The organism is Thermomonas fusca, assembly GCF_005862345.1.
GTDB lineage: Bacteria > Pseudomonadota > Gammaproteobacteria > Xanthomonadales > Xanthomonadaceae > Thermomonas > Thermomonas fusca.
This window is the reverse complement of the sequence record NZ_SROY01000002.1, coordinates 670,903-692,186: the sequence shown is the minus strand read 5'-3', so window position 1 is coordinate 692,186 and position 21,284 is coordinate 670,903. Positions and strand designations below refer to the sequence as shown.

The following is a 21,284-nucleotide window of genomic DNA, read 5'->3' as shown; positions in this document are numbered from 1 at the left end:
TCAGGCCTTCGCGCCGCCATTCAGCGGGTCGTGTTCGTGCGAGATCAGCTCGGCCGCCTGCTCCGCCACGGCGCGCACGCGCCGGCCGCGTTCCGCGTAGAACTCGTCCGGTTTGCGGTCCAGCAGGTCATAGACCACCGGGATCACCAGCAGGGTCAGCAGGGTCGACACCAGCAGGCCGCCGATCACCGTGATCGCCATCGGGCTGCGCACTTCCGCACCATCGCCGAAGGCCAGCGCCAGCGGCAGGAAGCCGAACACCGCGCACAGCGTGGTCATCATGATCGGACGCAGGCGCGAGCGTGCACCCTCCACCAGCGCGGTGCGTTTGGCCACGCCCTCCTCGCGCAGCTGGTTGACCTTGTCGATCAGGATGATCGCGTTCTTCACCACCAGCCCCACCAGCAGGATCAGGCCGATGAATACCACCACCGAGGCCGGCGAACCGGTCATCAGCAGCGCCGCTACCGCGCCCACCAGCGCCAGCGGGATGGTGAACAGGATGACGAACGGATGCAGCAGCGATTCGAACTGCGAGGCCATCACCAGGTAGACCAGGAAGATCGCCAGCCCGAACGCGAACAGCAGTGAGCGGATCGACTCATCCAGTTCCTGGCCCTGCCCGCCGATGCGCATGTCGATATCGGTGCCCAGCGGGCTCGACGCCACCATGTCGTTCACCTCGCGGATTGCACCGCCAAGGTCGATGTCGCGCAGGTTGGCGGAGACGATGGCGACGCGGCGCTGGTCGGCGCGGTGGATCTCGCTGGGCCCGGTGGTGGCCACCACGTCGGCCACGGACGCCAGCTCCACCGGCGTTCCGCTGCCCGGGTTGACGATCAGCCGGCGCAGGTCATCCACCGAGCTGCGGTCGGATTCCTGCGCGCGCACAAGCACGTCGATCTTGCGGTCGCGGAAGCTGTAGCGGGTCGCCACGTTGCCCTTGACCTTGTTCACCACCACGTCGGCGATCTGCCGCGTGGTCAGGCCGAGCGCGGCGGCGCGGTCCTGGTCGAAGCGGATCTGGATTTCCGGGAAGCCCTGCTCCACCGTCGACTTGACGTCGGCGTAGTGCGGGTTGGCGCGCAGCATCCCGGCCAGCCGGTTGCCGGCCTTGCGGATGGTTTCCAGGTCCGCGCCCTCCACCTCGATCTCCAGCGGCGGCGACAGGCTGAACAGCTCGGGACGGCTGAAATCCACCTGCACGCCGGGGTAGTCCTGCATGGTCTTGCGCAGCGCCTCGGTCAACGGGCCTTCCGCGTCGTTGCTTTCCATCACCACCGACAGCTTGCCGATGTTCTCGCCGCTTTCGGTCGGGCTGGCATCCAGCCGGGTGCCGGTGCCCGAGACGCCGTACAGCACGCGCACGCCGGCATCCTTCGCATGCAGCGCCTGCACGTCGCGGACGAGCGCGTCGGTCTTGGCCAGCGGCGTTCCCGGCGGCAGCTTGGCGGTCATGTCGAAGCGGTCCTGCGCGAACTGCGGGATCAGGTCGGTGCCCAGCAGCGGCACCGCCGCCATCGTCAGCGCGAACGCCAGCGCGGCCACCAGCAGCACCGGGGTGGGCCGCTGCAGGGATTTCGGCAGCACCTGCATGTAGGCACGTTCTGCGCGACCGTAGGGCGCCATCGCCAGATCGCTGAGCTTGCGCATCACCGGGCCGACCACCGACACCACCCCGCGCCAGGCGCGCACCACCAACCACGCCACGCTGAAGAAGCCATAGCGGAACAGCGCGCCGACGCCACGTCCGGCATACGCCGCCGGCTTCTGCCAGCGCTTCTGCGGCTGCCAGTGCGCGGTCGCCGCCTCTTCCGGGAAGCCCAGCGGCGGGCGGCCCTTCAGGGCGCTCAGCATCGGGATCAGGGTCATCGCCACCACCAGCGAGACGCCGATGGCGATCGCCACCGTCAGCGCCTGGTCGCGGAACAGCTGGCCGGCGATGCCCTGCACGAACACCAGCGGCAGGAACACCGCGATCGTGGTCAGGGTGGATGCCACCACCGCCATGCTGACCTCGCGGGTGCCGGTGATCGCCGCCTCGAGGATGCCGAGCCCGCGCTCGCGCGCCTTTGCGATTGATTCCAGCACCACGATGGAGTCATCCACCACCAGGCCGGTGGCCAGCGCCAGGCCACCCAGCGACATCACGTTGAGCGACAGGCCAAGCTGGCTCATGAAGAAGAAGGTGGCGATGATCGACACTGGCAGCGACAGGCTGATGACGAAGGTGCTCCAGCCATCGCGCAGGAACAGGAAGATGATCAGCACCGACAGCAGGCCGCCGATCACACCGTCCACCTTGACGTCGCGGATCGCGTTGCGGATGAAGATCGATTGGTCCTCGATGTTGGTCAGTTCGATGTCGGCGGGCAGCTTCTCGCGGATGGCCTTGAGCCTGGTTTCCAGCGCATCGGCGGTGGACACGGTATTGGCATCGCCTTCCTTGTAGATCGCCAGCTCGACCGCCTCGCGCCCGTTGAGCCGGATGATCGCCTCGCGCTCCCTGTAGCCCTGGCGCACCGTGGCCACGTCCTTAAGCCGCAGCGGCGAGGTCCCCGCCTGGGTGTTGCCACCCTGCGACAGCGCGGCCATCACCCGCGCATCGCCGCTGGCGGCGGCCAGGCGCATCGCCTGTTCGTTGCCGGCATTGCCGGCCGCGGCGCTGCGCGTGGTCAGCAGCATGTTCGCCATTTCTTCGACGGTGGCGAACTGGTTGACGGTGCGCACGAGGTAGCGCTGCGAGCCTTCCTCCAGCCGCCCGCCGGAAACGTTCACGTTCTCCTGCGCCAGCCGGTTGATCACGTTGTCCAACGTAAGGCCGAACTGCGCCAGCTTGCGCTGGTCGATGTCCACCTGCACTTCGTCCTCCAGGCCGCCGCCCACCTTCACCGCGGCCACGCCCTCGACCGGCTCGAGCTTGCGCTTGAGGTCGTCGTCGGCGAAGCGGCGCAGTTCCATCAGCTGGCGGATGTCCTCGACGCTGCCGGCACCCTGCCGCTTCGGCGACAGCGCCAGCCGCATGATCGGCTGGGTGGAAGGATTGAAGCGCAGCAGCACCGGCGGCTTGGCGTCCTGCGGGAACTGCAGCGCCTCCATCTTGTCGCGCACGTCCAGGCTGGCCTGGTCCATGTTCGTGCCCCAGGCGAATTCCATCACCACGTCGGATTGGCCGGTACGCGACACCGATTTCAGCTTGCGCAGGCCCTTGACCACGCCCAGCGCCTCTTCGGCGGGCTGCGAGATCAGGGTCTCGATTTCCGCCGGCGCCGCGCCCTCGTAGTCGGTGCGCACGGTCAGGGTGGGATAGCTGAGGTCAGGCAACAGGTTGACCTTGAGGCTGCCCAGCGCAATCAGCCCGAACAGCACCAGGGTCAGCGTCATCATCGCGATGGTGACGCGCCGGCGGGTGGCGAACTCCACCAGGCTGAAGCCGGCCGCGAGCGCGTGGTGCGGGTCCTGCGCGGGCTCCGGCCGGGGGCTCGAAGGCGAACTCACTTGGCGGTCGCCTTTGCGGGCGCCGGGACTGCAGGCGCGGCCTTGTCGCCGATCACCTGCACCGCGCTCCCTTCGCGCAAGGCCGACTTGCCGGCCACCACCACCGGATCGCCCGCGCGCAGGCCGCCGCGCACCTCCACCCATTCGCCATCCACGTAACCCAGCTTGAGTTCCGAACGCACGGCCTTGCCGGCCTTGACCGTGAATACGGCCGGCGCGCCGCCGTCTTCCAGCAGCGCGGTGCGCGGGATCACCAGCGCGTCGGCGCGCTGGTCGTAGTTGATGCGGATGCGCGCGAACATGCCCGGCTGCAGCAGGCCGCCGCCGTCGAACGCACAGATCACCCGGAAGGTGCCGCTGCCGGCATCCACCACCGGCGAAACCCGATCGATGCGGCCATCAAAAGTCTTGCCCGGCAGCGCGTCCACGGTGAGCTGCACCGCCTGGCCGGCCTTCAGGGTTGCGATCTCGCGCTCCGGCACGTTGAGCGTGGCTTCGAGCCTGGAGACGTCGACGATGGTGAAGATCGGCGTGTTGATCTGCACCAGGTTGCCCTGCTTGATGCTGCGCGACGCCACCACGCCGGAGATCGGCGCGCTCACCGTGCCGTAGGACAGTTCCAGCTTCGCCATCCGCAGCTGCGCGCGCGCGTTTTCCAGGTTGTAACGCAGCTGGTCCACGTCGTTCACGCTGACCATCTTCTGATCCAGCAACTGCGCGGAGCGCCGGTAGTTGGCCTCCAGCTTGCGCACTTCCGCATCGGCCTGGGCGACCTGCAGGTTGGCGCGGTCGCGGTCGATCCGCACCAGCGCCTGGCCGGCCCTCACCTGCTGGCCGATGTCGGCATAGACCTGCAGCGCGATGCCCGAGGTCTTCGCCACCACCTGCGCCTCCGCGCGCGCTTCCAGCGGCGCGGTGCCGGCATAACTGGCGGAAATCGAGCGGGTGGAGGCTTTGATCACTTCCACCGGGATGGCTTCCGGCCCCTTGCTGGCCTGATCCTTGCCGTCCGGCCCCTTGCCGCCCTCGGCGCCGCCCCCCTTGCAGGCGGCAAGCGCCAGGGCAACGGCCAGCAGACTGAGCCTGGCAAACGGAAGCAGGCGGCTGGAATGGAAAGCGGGAACCGGGATCGATGGGCGCATGGGGGAATGGCTGATGGGTAGTGTTGTAGTCAAGTATGTCACCGACCCCGCAACCTGTGCTATCCGTCGAAGGTCATGCATGCCAATGGCATGGTTTTCGACCGTGCCGAACCATTCGCTGCGGCGATGCGGATGAGTCGCATGTGAAGTCCGCGGCATTCGCCGCTATACTCGAATGAACGGGCGCCCAACACCGGCGCCCGCCTCCTTTTACCGATCCACAGTCCGGAACAGCCAGATGATGCGACCGCTGCCGATTGCCGCAAGCCTTGCTCTGCTCCTGACGGCCTTTGCCGTCACTGCGCAGGATCCGCCCGCACCAGCCGCCGCTGATGCTGCCGCGCCCACCGCCGAAGCTGCGCCCGCTGCAGCCGCCCCCGCCCCGGCTGCGCCCACCGCGCCCGCCACCGGCGACGCCACCCGCGGCAAGGGCCTGACCTACACCTGCCGCGGCTGCCATGGCCTCACCGGCTACAAGAACGCCTATCCCAGCTACCACGTGCCCAAGATCGGCGGCCAGTCGGAAACCTACCTGCGCAACGCCCTGACCGAATACGGCACCGGCAAGCGCAAACACCCGACGATGCAGGCGCAGGCGGAGAGCTTCTCCCAGCAGGACATCGCCGACATCGCCGCCTACCTGTCCAGCCTGAAGTGAGCCGCGCCATGACCAAGACCTCCATGACCCTGCTCACCCTCGCCTGCGCGCTGGCCCTGTCGGCCTGCGGCGGCAAGTCCGAAGGCGGCCACGCCGCAGCGGGTGAAGCCAAATCCAGCTCCGCCGGCCTGCCCGACGGCAACATCGATGCCGGCCGCGAGTTCGCCGCCAAGGGCGGCGAAGGCATCGCCCCCTGCGCGTCCTGCCACGGCGCCGACGGCAACGCCCCGATCGACGGCATGTACCCGAAGCTGGGCGGCCAGTACGCCGACTATCTTGCGCAGTCGCTGCAGGGCTACCGCGGCGGCACCCGCGCAGGTTCCACCGCCGACGTGATGGCCGCTCAGGCCAAGAACCTGAGCGATCAGCAGATCGCCGACCTTGCCGCCTACTACGCCAGCGTGCCGGGCAGCCTGCGGGACCTGCAGAACGTCAACTGAGCGCCTGCTGCATCCGCGCATTCCGGAAGGGGCCGCAAGGCCCCTTTCGTTTGCCGATCGGTTGACCGGGGTCATGGCACCGAGTACGCGCAGACGGCGGAATAAGCCGGTTACCGAACGGCAGCACGCCATGGGCAAATCCATCCCGCTCGACCTCAATCCCACGCTCGAAATCGAGATCGACGCGGCGCCGATCGCCGCTGCGCTGGGCCTGGAACAGGAAGCCTTCCTGCGCCTGCTGGAGCAGCGCAAAATCGACCGGCTGTGCGAGCGCGGCACCGGCGAGGACGCCGGCCTGTATCGCGCCAGCTTCTACCACGGGCCCAAACGCGCGCGCGTGGTGGTGGACCGGCAGGGGCGCTTCGTTGGCGACGTGGAGCAGCGCTCGCGCTGATCGCAGCCGGGCGGCGGGCGCTGTGGAAGCGTGATTCCCGCAAACGAAAAGCCCGCCAGATGGCGGGCTTTTGCGTTTTCCCCGCGCGCCATCGCGGCGACGCCGGCGCGGCCGCTGGTCTCAGGCGAAAGCCGCCTGGCACCACGCCATCAGCGGGTTCCAGAACACGCCCAGGACCAGCAGGCCCAGCGCGTTGACGCCGAATACCAGCCGCAGCGCGCGGTCGTCGCGCGGCAGCACCGGCTCGCCCACCGGCTCGTCGAAGTACATGACCTTGATCACGCGCAGGTAATAGAACGCGCCAATCACCGCGAACACCACGCCGACGATGGCCAGCCACAGCATGCCGCCATTGATCGCGGCACGCAGCACCGCCAGCTTGGCCCAGAAGCCCAGGAACGGCGGGATGCCGGCCAGCGACGCCATCACGCACAGCACCATGCCGGCGCTCCACGGATCGCGCGCGTTAAGGCCCTTGAAGTCGTCGATGTTGTCGGCCTCGAAGCCGCGACGCGCCAGCAGCACGATCGCGCCGAACGCTGCGGTGGCCATCAGCGCATAGCTGATCGCATAGAACATCGCCGCCGCGTAGCCTTCCGCGCCGCCGCCGGCCAGGCCGAGGAACAGGAAGCCGACGTGCGAGATGGTCGAATACGCCAGCATGCGCTTGAGGTTGGTCTGCATCAGCGCGATCACGTTGCCCACCACCAGCGACAGCGCGGCCAGCACCGCCAGCATCGGTTGCCAGTGTTCGGCCAGCGGCGCGGCACCGAAGCCCAGCAGGCGCACCACCATGGCGAACGCGGCCAGCTTGGGCGCCGAACCGATGAACAGGGTGATCGGGGTCGGCGCACCGTGGTAGACGTCGGGCAGCCACATGTGGAACGGCGCGGCGCCGAACTTGAACGAGATGCCGGCGACCATGAACGCCACGCCGGTCAGCAGCAGCATCGGCTGCGCCACGCCCGGGGCGGCTTCGCGGATCGCCGCAAGGTCCAGGCTGCCGGTGGCGCCATAGACCAGCGACATGCCGTACAGCAGCAGACCGGAGGCCAGCGCACCCAGCACGAAATACTTCATCGCCGCTTCCGAAGCCAGCTTGTTGTCGCGGTCGATGGCGACCAGCGCATAGGAGCTCAGCGCCAGCAGCTCCAGGCCCAGATAGACCATGATCAGGCTGCCGGCCGAGGTCAGCAGCATCATGCCCAGCACCGCGAACAGCATCAGCACCGACACTTCGCCCTTGTACAGCCCGCGCTCGCGCAGGTAGGGCCAGACGAACAGCAGCGCGATCGCCGACACCACGCAGGTGGTGACCTTCAGCACGTCGGCCATGGTGTCCCGCACGAACATGCCGTTGAGCACCGTGGTGTCGTCGCCGACGCCCACGCCGGCTGCGATCAGCCCGCCCACCAGCACCAGGGTGGCGATGGAGAGCACGTGGGTGACCACGCGCTGGCTGTCCTTCAGGAACAGGTCCAGCATCAGGAGCGCGAACGCGGCGCCCACCAGCACCAGTTCGGGAATCAACGGCAGCAGTTCGGTGGCTGCCGGCATGGCGAGAGTGGCCTGCATCGTCGTCATGTCCTTACAGTTTCGTAGCGGCGAGCTGGGCCGCCAGTTGCGCGATGGACGGTTCCATCAGGTCGGTCAGCGGCTTGGGGTTGATGCCCAGCGCCAGCGTGAAGGCGGCAAACACGCCCAGCACGATCCATTCGCGCGCGTTGATGTCCTTCAGTTCGGCCACGTGCGCGTTGCCCACGTCGCCCCAGATGATCCGCTTGGTCAGCCACAGCGAATAGCCGGCGCCGATGATCAGGGTCAGCGCGGCGGCCAGGCCGATCAGCGGGTTGTGCTGGAACGAAGCCAGGATCACCACGAATTCACCGACGAAGCCGCTGGTGCCGGGCAGGCCGGCGTTGGCCATGGCGAAAAACACCCAGAACAGCGCGAACCACGGCATCACCTTCGCCACGCCGCCGTAGTCCTTGATCATGCGGGTGTGCATGCGGTCATACAGCACGCCGACGCAGGAGAAGAACGCGGCGGAGATGAAGCCGTGCGAGATCATCTGCACCATTGCGCCCTGCAGGCCGAAGCGGGCGGTGTCCGCCAGGCCCTGGTCGCGCACCAGCGAGAACGCGATGAAGATGCCAAGAGTCACGAAACCCATGTGCGCGACCGACGAATAGGCGATCAACTTCTTCATGTCCTGCTGCACCAGCGCCACCAAGCCCACGTAGACGATCGCGATGAGGCTGAACGTGATCATCAGCCAGGCGAACTCGTGGCCGGCATCGGGGACGATCGGCAGGGTGAAGCGCAGGAAGCCGTAGCCGCCGATCTTCAGCATGATCGCAGCCAGCACCACCGAGCCGCCGGTGGGCGCCTCGACGTGCGCGTCCGGCAGCCAGGTGTGGACCGGGAACATCGGCACCTTGATCGCGAACGCGCCGAAGAAGGCGAAGAACAGCCAGGTCTGCTCGGTCATGGTCAGCGGCAGCGCCGCCATGTCGGCGATCTGCCAGCTGCCGCCCTTCAGGTACAGGTACACCAGCCCGATCAGCATGAACACCGAGCCGAGGAAGGTGTACAGGAAGAACTTCAGCGCGGCATAGATCCGGCGCGGCCCGCCCCACACGCCGATCACGATGAACATCGGGATCAGCATGGCCTCGAAGAACACGTAGAACAGCATCGAGTCCAGCGCGCAGAACGCGCCGATCATCACGCCTTCCAGAATCATCAGGCTGGCGAAGTACTGCGACACCCGCTTGCCCACCGAGCCCCACGCGCCCACCAGCACCAGCACGCCGACCAGCGCGGTCAGGCCGATCAGCGGCACCGACAGGCCGTCCACGCCGAGGTGGTACTGGATGTCGTAGGCGGGGATCCATGCGCGCTGTTCTACGAACTGCATCGACGCGGTTGTCATGTCGAAGCCGGTGAACAGCGGCACGCACAGGGCAAGCGTCAGCAGCGCGAAGCCGAGCGCGACCCAGCGCGCCAGCTCCGGCCGCTTGTTGCCGGCCAGCAGGGAGAACACGCCGCCGAGGATCGGCAGCCAGATCAGAAGACTAAGCAGGGGCCAGTGGGTCACGCTTGCGGTTTCCATCTCGTCGGTTGCCGGCTTACTGCCAGTAGTACCGGGCCATCGCCAGCAGCGCGACCAGGCCCAGGATCATTGCGAACGCATAGTGGTAGAGGTAGCCGGTCTGCACCTTGCGCAGCGACGCCGCCACCGTGCCGATCAGGCTGACGCTGCCGTTCACGGCGCCATCGATCACCCTGTTGTCGAACAGGCTGGAGAACCTGCCCAGCTTGAGGCTGCCGCCGGCGAGGCCGCCGATCCACAGGTCGTCCATGTAGTACTTGCGCTCCAGCAGGCGGATCGGCGCGGCCAGCGCGCGCACGATGCCCGTGCGCAGCTCCGGCTTGACCAGGTACAGCAGCGTGGCCAGCGCGAAGCCCGCCAGCGCCAGCCAGAACGCCGGCGCCATGAAACCGTGCAGCGCGAACGCCACCGGGCCGTGGAACTCCTCGGCCAGCGCCGCCATGACGTCGTTTTCGGCCAGCACCTGGATGGTGCCTTCGAAGAACGGCACCTGCTTGGCATGGCCCAGCACGTCGGTGCCGAACAGCATCGGTCCGACGGTGAGGAAGCCGATCAGCACCGACGGAATCGCCAGCAGCACAAGCGGCAGGGTCACCACCCACGGCGACTCGTGCGGCACGTGCGCACCGTGGTGGCCGTGACCGTCATCGTGATGGGCGTCGTGGTGCGCGTCATGGCCATGCCCGTGGGCATCCTTGAAGCGTTCCTTGCCGAAGAAGGTCAGGTACAGCAGGCGGAAGCTGTAGAAGCTGGTCACGAACGCGCCCAGCAACACCGCCCAGTTGGCGTACTGCGCGATCCAACCGCCGTTCTCGTGGGCGTGGTGCGCGGCGGCCTCGATGATGCTGTCCTTCGAGTAGAAGCCGCTGAAGAACGGCGTGCCGACCAGCGCCAGCGTGCCCAGCCACATGGTGATGTGGGTGATCGGCATGTACTTGCGCAGGCCGCCCATCTTGCGCATGTCCTGCTCGTGGTGCATGCCGATGATGACCGAGCCGGCGCCCAGGAACAGCAGCGCCTTGAAGAAGGCGTGGGTCATCAAGTGGTAGACCGCCGCCGAGTACGCGGACACGCCCAGCGCCACCGTCATGTAGCCGAGCTGCGACAGCGTGGAATACGCCACCACCCGCTTGATGTCGTTCTGCACCATGCCGATCAGGCCGGTCCAGAACGCGGTGGTCGCACCGATGAACAGGACGAAGTTGAGCGCGGTCTCGGACAGCTCGAACAGCGGCGACATGCGCGCCACCATGAAGATGCCGGCGGTCACCATGGTCGCGGCGTGGATCAGCGCCGAAATAGGGGTCGGGCCTTCCATCGAGTCCGGCAGCCACACGTGCAGCGGCACCTGCGCCGACTTGCCCATCGCGCCGATGAACAGGCAGATGCAGATGACCGTCGCGATCGACCAGGCCTGGCCCGGCAGGATTTCCACGCTCATGCCGCGGATCGCGTCGGCGTTGGCGAACGCCTGCGCGTAGTCGAGCGAGCCGATCCAGTACAGCACGCCGGCAATGCCCAGCAGGAAGCCGAAGTCGCCGACGCGGTTGACCAGGAACGCCTTGAGGTTGGCGAAGATCGCGGTCGGCTTCTTGTACCAGAAGCCGATCAGCAGGTAGGACACCAGGCCCACCGCTTCCCAGCCGAAGAACAGCTGCATGAAGTTGTTGCTCATCACCAGCATCAGCATGCTGAAGGTGAACAGCGAGATGTAGCTGAAGAAGCGCTGGTAGCCGTCATCCTCGGCCATGTAGCCGATGGTGTAGATGTGCACCAGCAGCGACACGAAGGTGACCACCACCATCATCATCGCGGTCAGCTTGTCGACCATGAAGCCGACGTTGACGGAGATGTCGCCCACCTGCATCCAGGTGTAGAGGTTCTCGTTGAAGGTGGCCGCGCCCTGCAGCAGCTGCCACAGCACGTGCACAGACAACGCGCAGCTGGCCGCCACGCCGAGGATGGTGGCGGTATGCGCGCCGGCGCGGCCGATCCGGCGGCCGAACAGGCCAGCCAGCAGACTGCCGATCAGCGGCAGCAACACGACCAGCACCAGTTGGGTCTTGGAGATGAGGATTGCCGGATCCATCAGGTCAGCCCTTCAACGTATCGATGTCCGCCACGTCGATGCTGCGGCGGTTGCGGAACAGGGTCACCAGGATCGCCAGGCCGATCGCGGCCTCGGCAGCGGCAACGGTGAGGATGAAGAACACGAACACCTGCCCGGCGGCGTCGCCCAGCGAGCGCGAGAAAGCGACGAAGTTGATGTTCACCGAGAGCAGCATCAGCTCCAGCGAGATCAGCAGCATGATCACGTTCTTGCGGTTCAGGAAGATGCCGGCGACGCTGATGCAGAAGATCACCGCGCCCAGCGTCAAGTAGTGGCCCAGGGTCAGGGCGGACATCAGGTTGCTCATTGCGCGCCCTCCTCCGGCTTGGCGTGCGCAGCCGGCACTTCCGCCTGCATCTTCACCATCCGCAAACGGTCGGCGACGCGCACGCGCACCTGCTCGGATGGGTTCTGGTGGCGGGCGCCCGGGCGCCTGCGCAGGGTCAGCATCACCGCTGCCACGACCGCGACGGTCAGGATCACCGCCGCGACTTCGAACGGCAGCATGAATTCGGTGAACAGGGCGCGCGCCAGCCAGGTGGTGTTGGGCACGTCCACGGCCACCGCGGCGTTGTCCGCCAGCGGCGCCTCGGCGGCGCTGCGCACCCCGATCAGGGCCAGCATCTGCACCAGCATCACCACCGCCACCACCAGCCCGACCGGCAGGTAGCGGACATAGCCCTGGCGGGCCGGTGCCTTGTCCATGTCCAGCATCATCACCACGAACAGGAACAGCACCATCACCGCGCCGACGTACACCAGCACCAGCGCGATGCCGAGGAACTCGGCCCCGCCGATGATCCAGGTGCAGGCCACGGAGAAGAACGTAAGCACCAGCCACAGCACGGCGTGGACCGGGTTGCGCGCGGTGATCGCAGCCAGCGCTGCGGCCGCGGCGACGGCCGCGAAACCGAGGAAGGCAAGGGTTTGCAGATCGAAGTCCATGCTCGGGTCGGCCTCAACGGTACGGGGCATCGGCGCCACGGCGCTCGGCGATCTCCGCCTCCAGGCGGTCGCCGATGGCCAGCAGCTTCGGCTTGGTCAGGATGTTCTGGCCGCGCTGGTCGAAGTGGTACTCGTGCACATGCGTCTCGACGATGGAGTCGGTGGGGCAGGACTCCTCGCAGAAACCGCAGAAGATGCACTTGAACAGGTCGATCTCGTAGCGGGTGGTACGGCGGGTGCCGTCGTCCTCGCGCGGGCCGGCCTCGATGGTGATCGCCAGCGCCGGACACACCGCCTCGCACAGCTTGCAGGCGATGCAACGTTCCTCGCCGTTGGCGTAGCGACGCAGCGCATGCACGCCACGGAAGCGCGGCGACTGCGGGGTCTTTTCCATCGGGTACATCAGCGTGTACTTGGGACGGAACAGGTATTTCAGGGTCAGCCACATGCCGCTGACCAGTTCCAGCAGCAGCAGGCTCTTGAAGTAGGAAACCACCTTGCTCATGCCGCCGCTCCCATCATGCCGTCGCCGATCACGCCGAAGTACACCAGCAGCGCGGTCACGAAGATCCAGGCGATGGTGATCGGGATGAACACCTTCCAACCCAGCCGCATGATCTGGTCATAGCGGTAGCGCGGGAACGTGGCGCGGAACCAGATGAAGCAGCTGGCGAAGAAGAACACCTTGAGCATCAGCCACGGCCAGCCGCCCTGCCAGATCCAGTTGACTAGCCAGTGCACGTTGCCGAGGTCGAGCCAGCCGCCGATCGGGCTCAGCCAGCCGCCGAGGAAGAAGATCGAGGTCAGGAAGCTGATCAGGATCATGTTCGCGTATTCGGCCAGGAAGAACAGCGCGAACTGCGAGCCGGAATACTCCACCATGTGGCCGGCGACGATTTCCGATTCGCCTTCCACCACGTCGAACGGCGAGCGGTTGGTTTCGGCCACGCCGGAGACGAAATACACCACGAACAGCGGCGCCAGCGGGATCCAGAACCAGCCCACGAAACCCTTGCCGGCCTGCGCCATCACGATGTCGGAAAGGTTCAGGCTGCCCGCCGCGATCAGCACGCCGACCAGCGAGAAGCCCATCGCGATCTCGTAGCTGATCATCTGCGCCGAGGCGCGCATGGCGCCGAGGAAGGCGTATTTCGAGTTCGAGGCCCAGCCGGCGATGATCACGCCGTAGATGCCCAGCGAGGTCATCGCCAACAGGTACAGCAGACCGGCATTGGCGTTGGACAGCACCATCTGCGCATCGAACGGCACGATCGCCCACGCCGCGCAGGCCGGCACCAATGCCAGCAGCGGCGCCAGCCGGTACAGCACCGGATGCGCCACGGTGGGCTGCACGACTTCCTTGAACAGCAGCTTGAACACGTCGGCGAACGCCTGCAGCACGCCCCAGCCCACGTACATGGGCCCGTGGCGGACGTGCATCCAGCCAATCAGCTTGCGCTCCCACACCACGTAGAAGGCGACCGCGATGATCACCGGCATCAGGATGACGAGGATCTTCAGCACGATCCACACCAGCATGCCGACGGTGCCGAAGGACAGCAGCAGCTCGCGCAGGGGATCGATGGCGTGTTGCATCAGGGGATTGCCGGCGATGTTCATGCGCGCGCGACCTCCAGCTTGGCGGCAGCCAGTAGCGGCGCGGTTGCCCCGTAGCCGGATTCCACCCACACGCTGCCCGGCGCAACGCGCGGGTCAAGCGCCACTTGCAGGGTTGCCGTGCCGGCGGCGGTGGCGCACTTGGCCATGACGCCCTCGGCCAGCCCCAGCGCGGCGGCGTCGGCGGGATTCAGCGCGGCCCGCGGGCCGGTGGTGAGCGGATGCGCCTGCAGCGCGTCGCAGCGGCGGATCACCGCGTCGACGCGGTAGATCGCGGCCGAGGCCGCCACTTCCAGGCCATTGCCGGCCATCGACGCGGGCGCGCCCTTGGCCACCTGCACCGCCTTCGGCGCCAGCCCGGCACGCAGGCCGGCCAGATCGGTGAACTCGAAGCCCGGCAACGCCAGATCGCCACCCAGCGCACGCAGCACGCGCCAGCCGGAATGCGCCAGCCCGGGCAGCTTGCCGGCGGCGACCGCTTGCTGCTGAATGCCATCGAGGTTGGTCAGGGTGGCGTCGATTTCCGGCAGCGCCCCGATCGGCAGGATCACGTCGGCGACGGCGCGGGTCGACTGGCAGGCGAACTGGCTGAACGCCACCACCTGCGCGCCACCCAGGGCCTTCAGCGCGAGCTGCTGGTCGGCGAAGTCCAGCCCCGGCTCGATGCCGTAGATCACATAAGCCTTGCGCGGCTCACGCAGCATCGACTGCGCATCGCGTGCGGTCGGCAGCACGCCGAGGCGGGACAGCCCCAGCGCGTTGGCGCCCTGCGGGATGCGGCACAGCCTGGCGTTCCTGGCTGCTGCGAAGTCGGCGGCGGCCTTGCGGATGGCGGCGGCATGCGGGCCGTTCTCGGCCACGCCGCCCACGATCACCGCGATGTTGCCGGCATCGCCGACATCCACGCCGGCCAGCGCCGCGGCCAGCTGCGACGGCGGCACGATGGCCTTGGACGCGATGCTGAAGGTGAAATCGAAATCCACCGGGTTGACCACGTGGATCTTCGCGCCCTTCTTGAAGGCCTTGCGGATGCGCTGATGCAGCAGCGGCACTTCATGGCGGACGTTGGAGCCGACGATGATGATGGCGTCGGCCGATTCGATCTCGGCCACCGGCATGCCGAACGCTTCCGCGGCGGCGCCGTCGGACAGGTCGAGCTGGCCGATGCGGTGGTCGAGGTTGCCGCTGCCCAGCCCCGACGCCATGCGCGCCAGCAGCGCGCCCTCCTCGTTCGAGGTGGCCGGGTGGGCCAGCACGCCGAGCGCGTCGCCGGCGTTGTCGCGCAGTATCTGCGAGGCCATCGCCAGCGCTTCTTCCCAGCTGGCTTCGCGGAAGCCTTCCCCGTCGCGGATCAGCGGCACGCTGGCACGGTCGGCGGCGGCCAGGCCTTCATGCGCGTAGCGGTCGCGGTCGGACAGCCAGCACTCGTTCACCGCCTCGTTGTCGCGCGGCACGCTGCGCAGCAGGTCGCCGCGGCGGACGTGGTGGAACAGGTTGCTGCCCAGCGCGTCGTGGTAGCCCAGCGACGGCCGCGCGGTCAGCTCCCAGGGGCGCGCCTTGAAGCGGAACACCTTGTTGGTCAGTGCGCCCACCGGGCAGACGTCGATGACGTTGCCGGACAGCTCGGTGGTCAGCGGCTTGCCGTCGTAGGTGCCGATCTGCAGGTTCTCGCCGCGGTACATGCCGCCCAGCTCGTAGGTGCCGGCGATTTCCGCGGTCACCCGGATGCAGCGCGTGCAGTGGATGCAGCGGGTCATCTCGCTGGCGACCAGCGGCCCCAGATCCTCGTCCGCCACCGCGCGCTTGCGCTCGACGAAGCGGTTGACCGAGCGACCGTAGCCCAGCGACAGATCCTGCAGTTCGCACTCGCCGCCCTGGTCGCAGACCGGGCAATCCAGCGGATGATTGATGAGCAGGAACTCCATCACGTTGCGCTGCGCCTTCAGCGCTTTTTCATTGCGCGTGAAGACCTTCATGCCGTCCATCACCGGCGTGGCGCAGGCCGGCGATGGCTTGGGCGCAGCGCGGCCGCCGACTTCCGTATCCACCAGGCACATGCGGCAGTTGGCGGCGATCGGCAGCTTCTCGTGGTAGCAGAAACGCGGGATCGGGACGCCGGCCTTGTCGGCGGCCTGGATGATCATCGAGCCCTTGGGCGCGGCCATTTCGACGCCGTCGATGAAGACGGTGACGTGGTCCGGCGGCAGGTTCGGATTGACGGGTTGTGCGCTCACGCAACCACCTTCTCGGCCTTGACCAGCGTGCCTGCGCGTTCGTCGTCGACGTAGAAGCGCTTGTTCACGATGGCGTATTCGAATTCGTGCCAGAAATGACGCAGGAAGCCCTGCACCGGCCACGCCGCGGCTTCGCCGAAGGCGCAGATGGTGTGGCCTTCGATCTGCCCGGCGGCGGCGCGCAGCATGTGCAGGTCGTCCATCGTGGCGTCGAGGTTGGCGATGCGGGTCAGCATCCGGTGCATCCAGCCGGTACCCTCGCGGCACGGGGTGCACTGGCCGCAGCTTTCGGCCTTGTAGAACTGGCTGATGCGCTGGCAGGCGCGGACCATGCAGGTGGTCTCGTCCATCACCACCACCGCGCCGGAACCGAGGCCGGAACCGGCCTTCTGGATCGCGTCGTAGTCCATGGTCAGCTGCATCATCGTCTCGCCCGGCAGCACCGGCATCGACGAACCGCCGGGAATTACCGCCTTGATGCGGTGGCCGTTGCGGATGCCGCCGCACATCTCAAGCAATTCCGCGAACGGGGTGCCCAGACGAATTTCGTGGTTGCCCGGGTTGGCCACGTGGCCGGAGACCGAGAAGATCTTGCAGCCGCCGTTGTTGGGCTTGCCCAGACTCATGAACCATTCGGCGCCGTTGCGCACGATCGCCGGCACCGAGGCGTAGGTCTCGGTGTTGTTGATCGTGGTGGGCTTGCCGTACAGGCCGAAGTTGGCCGGGAACGGCGGCTTGTAGCGCGGCTGGCCCTTCTTGCCTTCCAGCGATTCCATCAGCGCGGTTTCTTCGCCGCAGATGTAGGCGCCCGCGCCCAGCGCGTTGTGGATGTCGATGTCGATGCCGCTGCCGAGGATGTCCTTGCCCAGCCAGCCGTGCTTGTAGGCTTCCGCCAGCGCCTCTTCGATGTGCTCGAAGGGCTCGTGGTGGAACTCGCCGCGCATGTAGTTGTAGGCCACCTTGGTATTGGTGGCGTAGCAGGCGATGGCCAGGCCTTCCAGCACCGAATGCGGGTTGTAGCGCAGGATGTCGCGGTCCTTGCAGGTGCCCGGCTCGGATTCATCCGAGTTGCACAGGATGTACTTCTCGCCATCGTGCTTGGGCATGAAGCTCCACTTCAGGCCGGTCGGGAAGCCCGCGCCGCCGCGGCCGCGCAGGCCCGAGGCCTTGACCAGCTCGATGATGTCGGCCGGCGGGATCTTCTCGGTCAGCACCTTGCGCAGCGCCTGGTAGCCACCGGTCTTGAGGTAGTTTTCGTACGACCACGGCTTGTCGAAATGCAGCGTGGTGTAGACGGCCTGGTGTTCCTTCGGCGCCGGGCCAACCGGGCCGTAACCTTCCGAATAGTGCGAATGTCCGCCCATTACTTCAGCCCGTCCAGCAGCTCGTCCACCTGCGCCAGGTCGAGCTTCTCGTGGTAATGCCCGTTGATGACCACCACCGGCGCCCCGCAGCAGGCGGCCACGCACTCTTCCTCGCGCTTGAGATAGATGCGGCCGTCGGCGGAGGACTCACCCAGCTTGCAGCCCAGCTTCTGCTCGGCATGCGCCACCAGCGCCTCGGCGCCGTTGAGCCAGCAGCTGATGTTGGTGCAGAACGCCACGTTGTTGCGGGCGACCGGCTTGGTCTCGAACATCGAATAGAAGGTGGCGACCTCGTAGGCCCACACCGGCGGCAGGTCCAGGTACTTGGCCACCGCGGCGATCAGCTCGTCGGTCAGCCAGCCGCCGTTCTGTTCCTGCGCGCCGAACAGGCCCTGCAGCACGGCGGAGCGCTTGCGCTCCGGCGGGAACTTGGTCAACCAGTGGTCGATATGCGCGCGCGTCGCGTCCGACAGTGCCACCATCGGATCGACGTTGCGGCAGGCTTCGAAATTGCCCGTCGCTTTCATCGGTCAACCTCACCAAACACGATGTCATAGGTGCCGATCATCGCCACCACGTCGGACAGCATGTGCCCCTTCGTGATTTCGTCCATCGACGAGAGATGGGCAAAGCCCGGCGCGCGCAGGTGTACGCGGAACGGCTTGTTGGCGCCGTCGCTGACCAGATAGCAGCCGAACTCGCCCTTGGGCGCTTCCACCGCGGCGTAAGTCTCGCCGGCAGGCACGCAATAGCCTTCGGTGAACAGCTTGAAGTGGTGGATCAGCGCTTCCATGCTCTGCTTCATGTCCGTGCGCGACGGCGGCGCCACCTTGTAGTTGTCCAGCATCACCGGGCCGGGGTTGGCCCGCAGCCAGGCAACGCACTGGGCGATGATCCGGTTGGACTGGCGCATTTCGGCCATCCGCACCAGGTAGCGGTCGTAGCAGTCGCCGTTCACGCCCACCGGGATGTCGAAATCCACTTCCGCGTACTTGGCGTAGGGCTGCTTCTTGCGCAGGTCCCACTCGATGCCGGAGCCGCGCAGCATCGCGCCGCTCATGCCCCAGGCCTTGGCCTGTTCCGGGCTGACCACGCCGATGTCGACGGTGCGCTGCTTCCAGATGCGGTTGTCGGTGAGCAGCGTTTCGTATTCGTCCATCCGCGCCGGGAAGTCGCGGGTGAACTGCTCGAGGAAGTCCAGCAGCGAGCCTTCACGCCACTCGTTGAAGCGCTTGAGCTTCGCGCCCTTGCGCCACGGCGACTCCTTGTACTTCGGCATCCTGTCCGGCAGGTCGCGGTAGACGCCGCCGGGGCGGTAGTACGCCGCGTGCATGCGTGCGCCGGAGACCGCCTCGTAGCAGTCCATCAGCTCCTCGCGCTCGCGGAAGGCGTACAGGAACACCGCCATCGCGCCGAGGTCGAGCCCGTTCGACCCCAGCCACATCAGGTGGTTGAGGATGCGGGTGATCTCGTCGAACATCGTGCGGATCCACTGCGCGCGTTCCGGCGCCTCGATCCCCATCAGGTTCTCGATGGCGCGCACGTAGGCGTGCTCGTTGCACATCATCGACACGTAATCCAGCCGATCCATGTACGGGATCGACTGGTTGAACGGCTTGGACTCGGCCAGCTTCTCGGTGCCGCGATGCAGCAGGCCGACGTGCGGGTCGCAACGACGCACGATTTCGCCATCCATTTCCAGGATCAGGCGCAGCACGCCGTGCGCGGCCGGGTGCTGGGGGCCGAAGTTCAGCGTGTAGTTGCGGATTTCCTGCGCCGCCTCCGCCGGGTTGCTGGCGAAAGTGTCGCTGCCGGGATGCAGGACGGCGCTCATCGGCGGGCCTCACGCTGCAGGATGCGGTTGTCGCGCTCGGCCTCGGCGGTCGCGAAGCGGGCGTCGTCGCGGATCACGCGGGCCACACCCACGCGCGGCTCCACGCTGGTGACGGGCTCATACACCACGCGCTTCTTCTCCTCGTCGTAGCGCACTTCAACGTTGCCGATCAGCGGGAAGTCCTTGCGGAACGGATGTCCCACGAAACCGTAGTCGGTCAGGATCCGGCGCAGGTCGGGATGGCCGTCGAACACCACGCCGAACAGGTCGAACGCCTCGCGCTCGAACCAGTTGGCGCCGGGCCACAGGCCGGTCACCGAGGCGACCACCGGCACACCGTCGTCCGGCGCGAAGACGCGCACGCGCACGCGCAGGTTGCGGGCGATCGAGAGCAGGTGCAGCACCACGCCGAAGCGGCGCTCGCCGCGCTCATCGGCGGCCGCGGTGGTGCCGGCTTCGTGGCTGGGCGTCTCGCCCCAGTTGAAACGACCCGGGCCCTGCCCTTCCACGCCGCGGCTGAAGCCTTCCGAGGACACGCCCACGGTGTCCCACTCGTCGCTGCCGTAGCCGAGGTAGTCGATGCCGCAAAGATCGATGAACGTCTCGAAGCCGAACTCGTCCCGCAGCGCCTTGCAGGCGGCGTGGTAGTCGGCCGCAGCCACCTCGAGGGTGACCTCGCCACGCGGCAGCGCAACCTGCACGGCGGTCGCACCGAAACGCGCGGCCAGCTGTTCGGACAGTTGCATGCTCATGCGCGCGCGCCCTCGGGCTTGGGCGTCCGCGAGTACGGGTTCTGTTCCATCCGGCGAATCTTCTTCTGCAGCTGCAGGATGCCGTACACCAGCGCCTCGGCGGTCGGCGGGCAACCCGGCACGTACACGTCGACCGGCACCACGCGGTCGCAGCCGCGGACCACCGAATAGGAGTAATGGTAGTAGCCGCCGCCGTTGGCGCAGCTGCCCATCGAGATCACCCATTTCGGGTCGGGCATCTGGTCGTAGACCTTGCGCAGCGCCGGGGCCATCTTGTTGACCAGGGTGCCGGCGACGATCATCACGTCGGACTGGCGCGGCGACGGGCGGAACACCACGCCGTAGCGGTCCATGTCCAGACGCGCCGCGCCGGCCTGCATCATCTCGACCGCGCAGCATGCCAGGCCGAAGGTCACCGGCCACATCGAGCCGGTGCGCGCCCAGTTCCACAGCGCGTCCAGGCTGGTGGTGACGTAGCCGTTCTGCAGCAGCGGGTTGTCGCCTTCCGGACGCAGGATGTCATCCAGCCGCCCTTCCGGCAGCGGATTGCTGGCGGCTTCCAGTACTGATCGGACGATATTGCTCATTCCCACTCCAGCGCGCCGCGCTTCCACACGTACACGAAGCCGATCACCAGCAGCGTGAGGAACACGCCCATCTCGATCAGGCCGAACACCCCCAGCTCGCGGAACACCACGGCCCAGGGGAAGACGAAGGCGATTTCCAGGTCGAACACGATGAACAGGATCGCGACCAGGTAGTAGCGCACGTCGAACGGCATGCGCGCGTTCTCGAAGGCGCCGAAGCCGCACTCGTAGGGCGAGAGCTTTTCGCTCGACGGCCGCTTGGGGCCGAGGACGTTGCCGACGATGATCAGGGCGATGCCGATCCCGGTGGCAACGATCAAAAACAGCAGGATGGGCAGGTATTGGGACAGCACGCTTGCCTCTTCTCGTTGTTCATGGGTTTGCAGCCACGACGGCAGCTCACCAACAGCCGCGCATTCTACCCGCCGGGGCATGACCGCGGCCAGACCTTCACTGGGGAAATACACGCGAAATGCCAACGATTTTGCATTCGGATGCACGGCCGCGGCACTTGCCAAGAATCGTTCGCATCCCGCTCAGGACAAATGACCCGGATCGAATTCGGCACGACCCATCCGCGCATTTGCGGCGCCG

Annotated in this window: 19 protein-coding genes; 3 read left to right on the top strand and 16 right to left on the bottom strand. The window is 67.0% G+C overall.

The genetic code is table 11. The features are described from left to right. The gene (locus E5S66_RS07390) at positions 1–3,498 is read right to left on the bottom strand and encodes an efflux RND transporter permease subunit (RefSeq protein WP_425472182.1); all 3,498 of its coding nucleotides are present in this window, start codon (positions 3,496–3,498) and stop codon (positions 1–3) included. Continuing rightward, positions 3,495–4,640: an efflux RND transporter periplasmic adaptor subunit gene (locus E5S66_RS07385; protein ID WP_138348602.1), complete on the bottom strand. Its 1,146-nt coding sequence runs from the start codon at positions 4,638–4,640 to the stop codon at positions 3,495–3,497. Before E5S66_RS07385 ends, E5S66_RS07390 begins: the two co-directional genes overlap by 4 nt. Before the next feature lie 241 nt (positions 4,641–4,881). On the opposite strand from E5S66_RS07385, the gene E5S66_RS07380 reads away from it, so the two are divergent. The 3 genes from E5S66_RS07380 to E5S66_RS07370 all read left to right on the top strand — a co-directional run bounded on the left by E5S66_RS07380 (position 4,882) and on the right by E5S66_RS07370 (position 6,132). Then, positions 4,882–5,298 (top strand): c-type cytochrome, encoded by a 417-nt coding sequence (locus E5S66_RS07380; RefSeq protein ID WP_028838288.1) that lies wholly within the window; start codon positions 4,882–4,884, stop codon positions 5,296–5,298. Positions 5,299–5,306: 8 nt separating this feature from the next. Continuing rightward, positions 5,307–5,738 (top strand): c-type cytochrome, encoded by a 432-nt coding sequence (locus E5S66_RS07375; protein WP_138348601.1) that lies wholly within the window; start codon positions 5,307–5,309, stop codon positions 5,736–5,738. Between the two features lie 130 nt (positions 5,739–5,868). Beyond that, positions 5,869–6,132 (top strand): DUF6522 family protein, encoded by a 264-nt coding sequence (locus E5S66_RS07370; protein ID WP_138348600.1) that lies wholly within the window; start codon positions 5,869–5,871, stop codon positions 6,130–6,132. Between the two features lie 120 nt (positions 6,133–6,252). On the opposite strand, the gene nuoN is transcribed toward E5S66_RS07370, so the two are convergent. Genes nuoN through E5S66_RS07300 form a run of 14 tightly spaced genes read right to left on the bottom strand, consistent with a single transcriptional unit; the run spans position 6,253 to position 21,043 of the window. Then, a complete protein-coding gene (gene nuoN, locus E5S66_RS07365; protein WP_138348599.1) occupies positions 6,253–7,716 on the bottom strand; it encodes an NADH-quinone oxidoreductase subunit NuoN in 1,464 nt (487 codons plus the stop codon). 4 nt (positions 7,717–7,720) lie between these two features. Further along, a complete protein-coding gene (locus tag E5S66_RS07360; protein ID WP_138348598.1) occupies positions 7,721–9,232 on the bottom strand; it encodes an NADH-quinone oxidoreductase subunit M in 1,512 nt (503 codons plus the stop codon). Positions 9,233–9,263: 31 nt separating this feature from the next. Then, complete coding sequence (gene nuoL, locus E5S66_RS07355; RefSeq protein ID WP_138348597.1) at positions 9,264–11,336, bottom strand: NADH-quinone oxidoreductase subunit L; 2,073 nt, start codon at positions 11,334–11,336, stop codon at positions 9,264–9,266. Between the two features lie 4 nt (positions 11,337–11,340). Next, on the bottom strand, positions 11,341–11,652 hold the full coding sequence (gene nuoK, locus E5S66_RS07350; RefSeq protein WP_028838294.1) for an NADH-quinone oxidoreductase subunit NuoK: 312 nt from the start codon (positions 11,650–11,652) through the stop codon (positions 11,341–11,343). 8 nt (positions 11,653–11,660) lie between these two features. Continuing rightward, positions 11,661–12,332 (bottom strand): NADH-quinone oxidoreductase subunit J, encoded by a 672-nt coding sequence (locus E5S66_RS07345; RefSeq protein ID WP_138348596.1) that lies wholly within the window; start codon positions 12,330–12,332, stop codon positions 11,661–11,663. Next, complete coding sequence (nuoI, locus tag E5S66_RS07340; RefSeq protein ID WP_028838296.1) at positions 12,316–12,807, bottom strand: NADH-quinone oxidoreductase subunit NuoI; 492 nt, start codon at positions 12,805–12,807, stop codon at positions 12,316–12,318. Before nuoI ends, E5S66_RS07345 begins: the two co-directional genes overlap by 17 nt. Then, positions 12,804–13,922 carry an NADH-quinone oxidoreductase subunit NuoH gene (gene nuoH, locus E5S66_RS07335; RefSeq protein WP_138348595.1) on the bottom strand — a complete coding sequence of 373 codons (1,119 nt, stop codon included), beginning with the start codon at positions 13,920–13,922 and terminating at the stop codon, positions 12,804–12,806. The genes nuoI and nuoH overlap by 4 nt, the downstream gene beginning before the upstream one ends. Then, entirely contained in the window at positions 13,919–16,153 is a 2,235-nt protein-coding gene (gene nuoG, locus E5S66_RS07330; RefSeq protein ID WP_138348594.1) for an NADH-quinone oxidoreductase subunit NuoG, read from the bottom strand. The genes nuoH and nuoG overlap by 4 nt, the downstream gene beginning before the upstream one ends. Continuing rightward, positions 16,150–17,517: an NADH-quinone oxidoreductase subunit NuoF gene (gene nuoF / locus E5S66_RS07325; protein ID WP_138348593.1), complete on the bottom strand. Its 1,368-nt coding sequence runs from the start codon at positions 17,515–17,517 to the stop codon at positions 16,150–16,152. Before nuoF ends, nuoG begins: the two co-directional genes overlap by 4 nt. Continuing rightward, positions 17,517–18,044, bottom strand: coding sequence for an NADH-quinone oxidoreductase subunit NuoE (gene nuoE, locus E5S66_RS07320; RefSeq protein WP_138348592.1), 528 nt, complete (start codon positions 18,042–18,044; stop codon positions 17,517–17,519). Before nuoE ends, nuoF begins: the two co-directional genes overlap by 1 nt. Further along, positions 18,041–19,351, bottom strand: coding sequence for an NADH-quinone oxidoreductase subunit D (locus E5S66_RS07315; protein ID WP_028838301.1), 1,311 nt, complete (start codon positions 19,349–19,351; stop codon positions 18,041–18,043). The genes nuoE and E5S66_RS07315 overlap by 4 nt, the downstream gene beginning before the upstream one ends. After that, positions 19,348–20,103, bottom strand: a complete 756-nt coding sequence (locus E5S66_RS07310; RefSeq protein WP_138348591.1) for an NADH-quinone oxidoreductase subunit C — start codon at positions 20,101–20,103, stop codon at positions 19,348–19,350. The genes E5S66_RS07315 and E5S66_RS07310 overlap by 4 nt, the downstream gene beginning before the upstream one ends. Beyond that, positions 20,100–20,690, bottom strand: a complete 591-nt coding sequence (locus E5S66_RS07305) for a NuoB/complex I 20 kDa subunit family protein (protein ID WP_051246416.1) — start codon at positions 20,688–20,690, stop codon at positions 20,100–20,102. Before E5S66_RS07305 ends, E5S66_RS07310 begins: the two co-directional genes overlap by 4 nt. Then, positions 20,687–21,043, bottom strand: a complete 357-nt coding sequence (locus E5S66_RS07300) for an NADH-quinone oxidoreductase subunit A (RefSeq protein ID WP_028838303.1) — start codon at positions 21,041–21,043, stop codon at positions 20,687–20,689. The genes E5S66_RS07305 and E5S66_RS07300 overlap by 4 nt, the downstream gene beginning before the upstream one ends. Between the last annotated feature and the right edge of the window lie 241 nt (positions 21,044–21,284).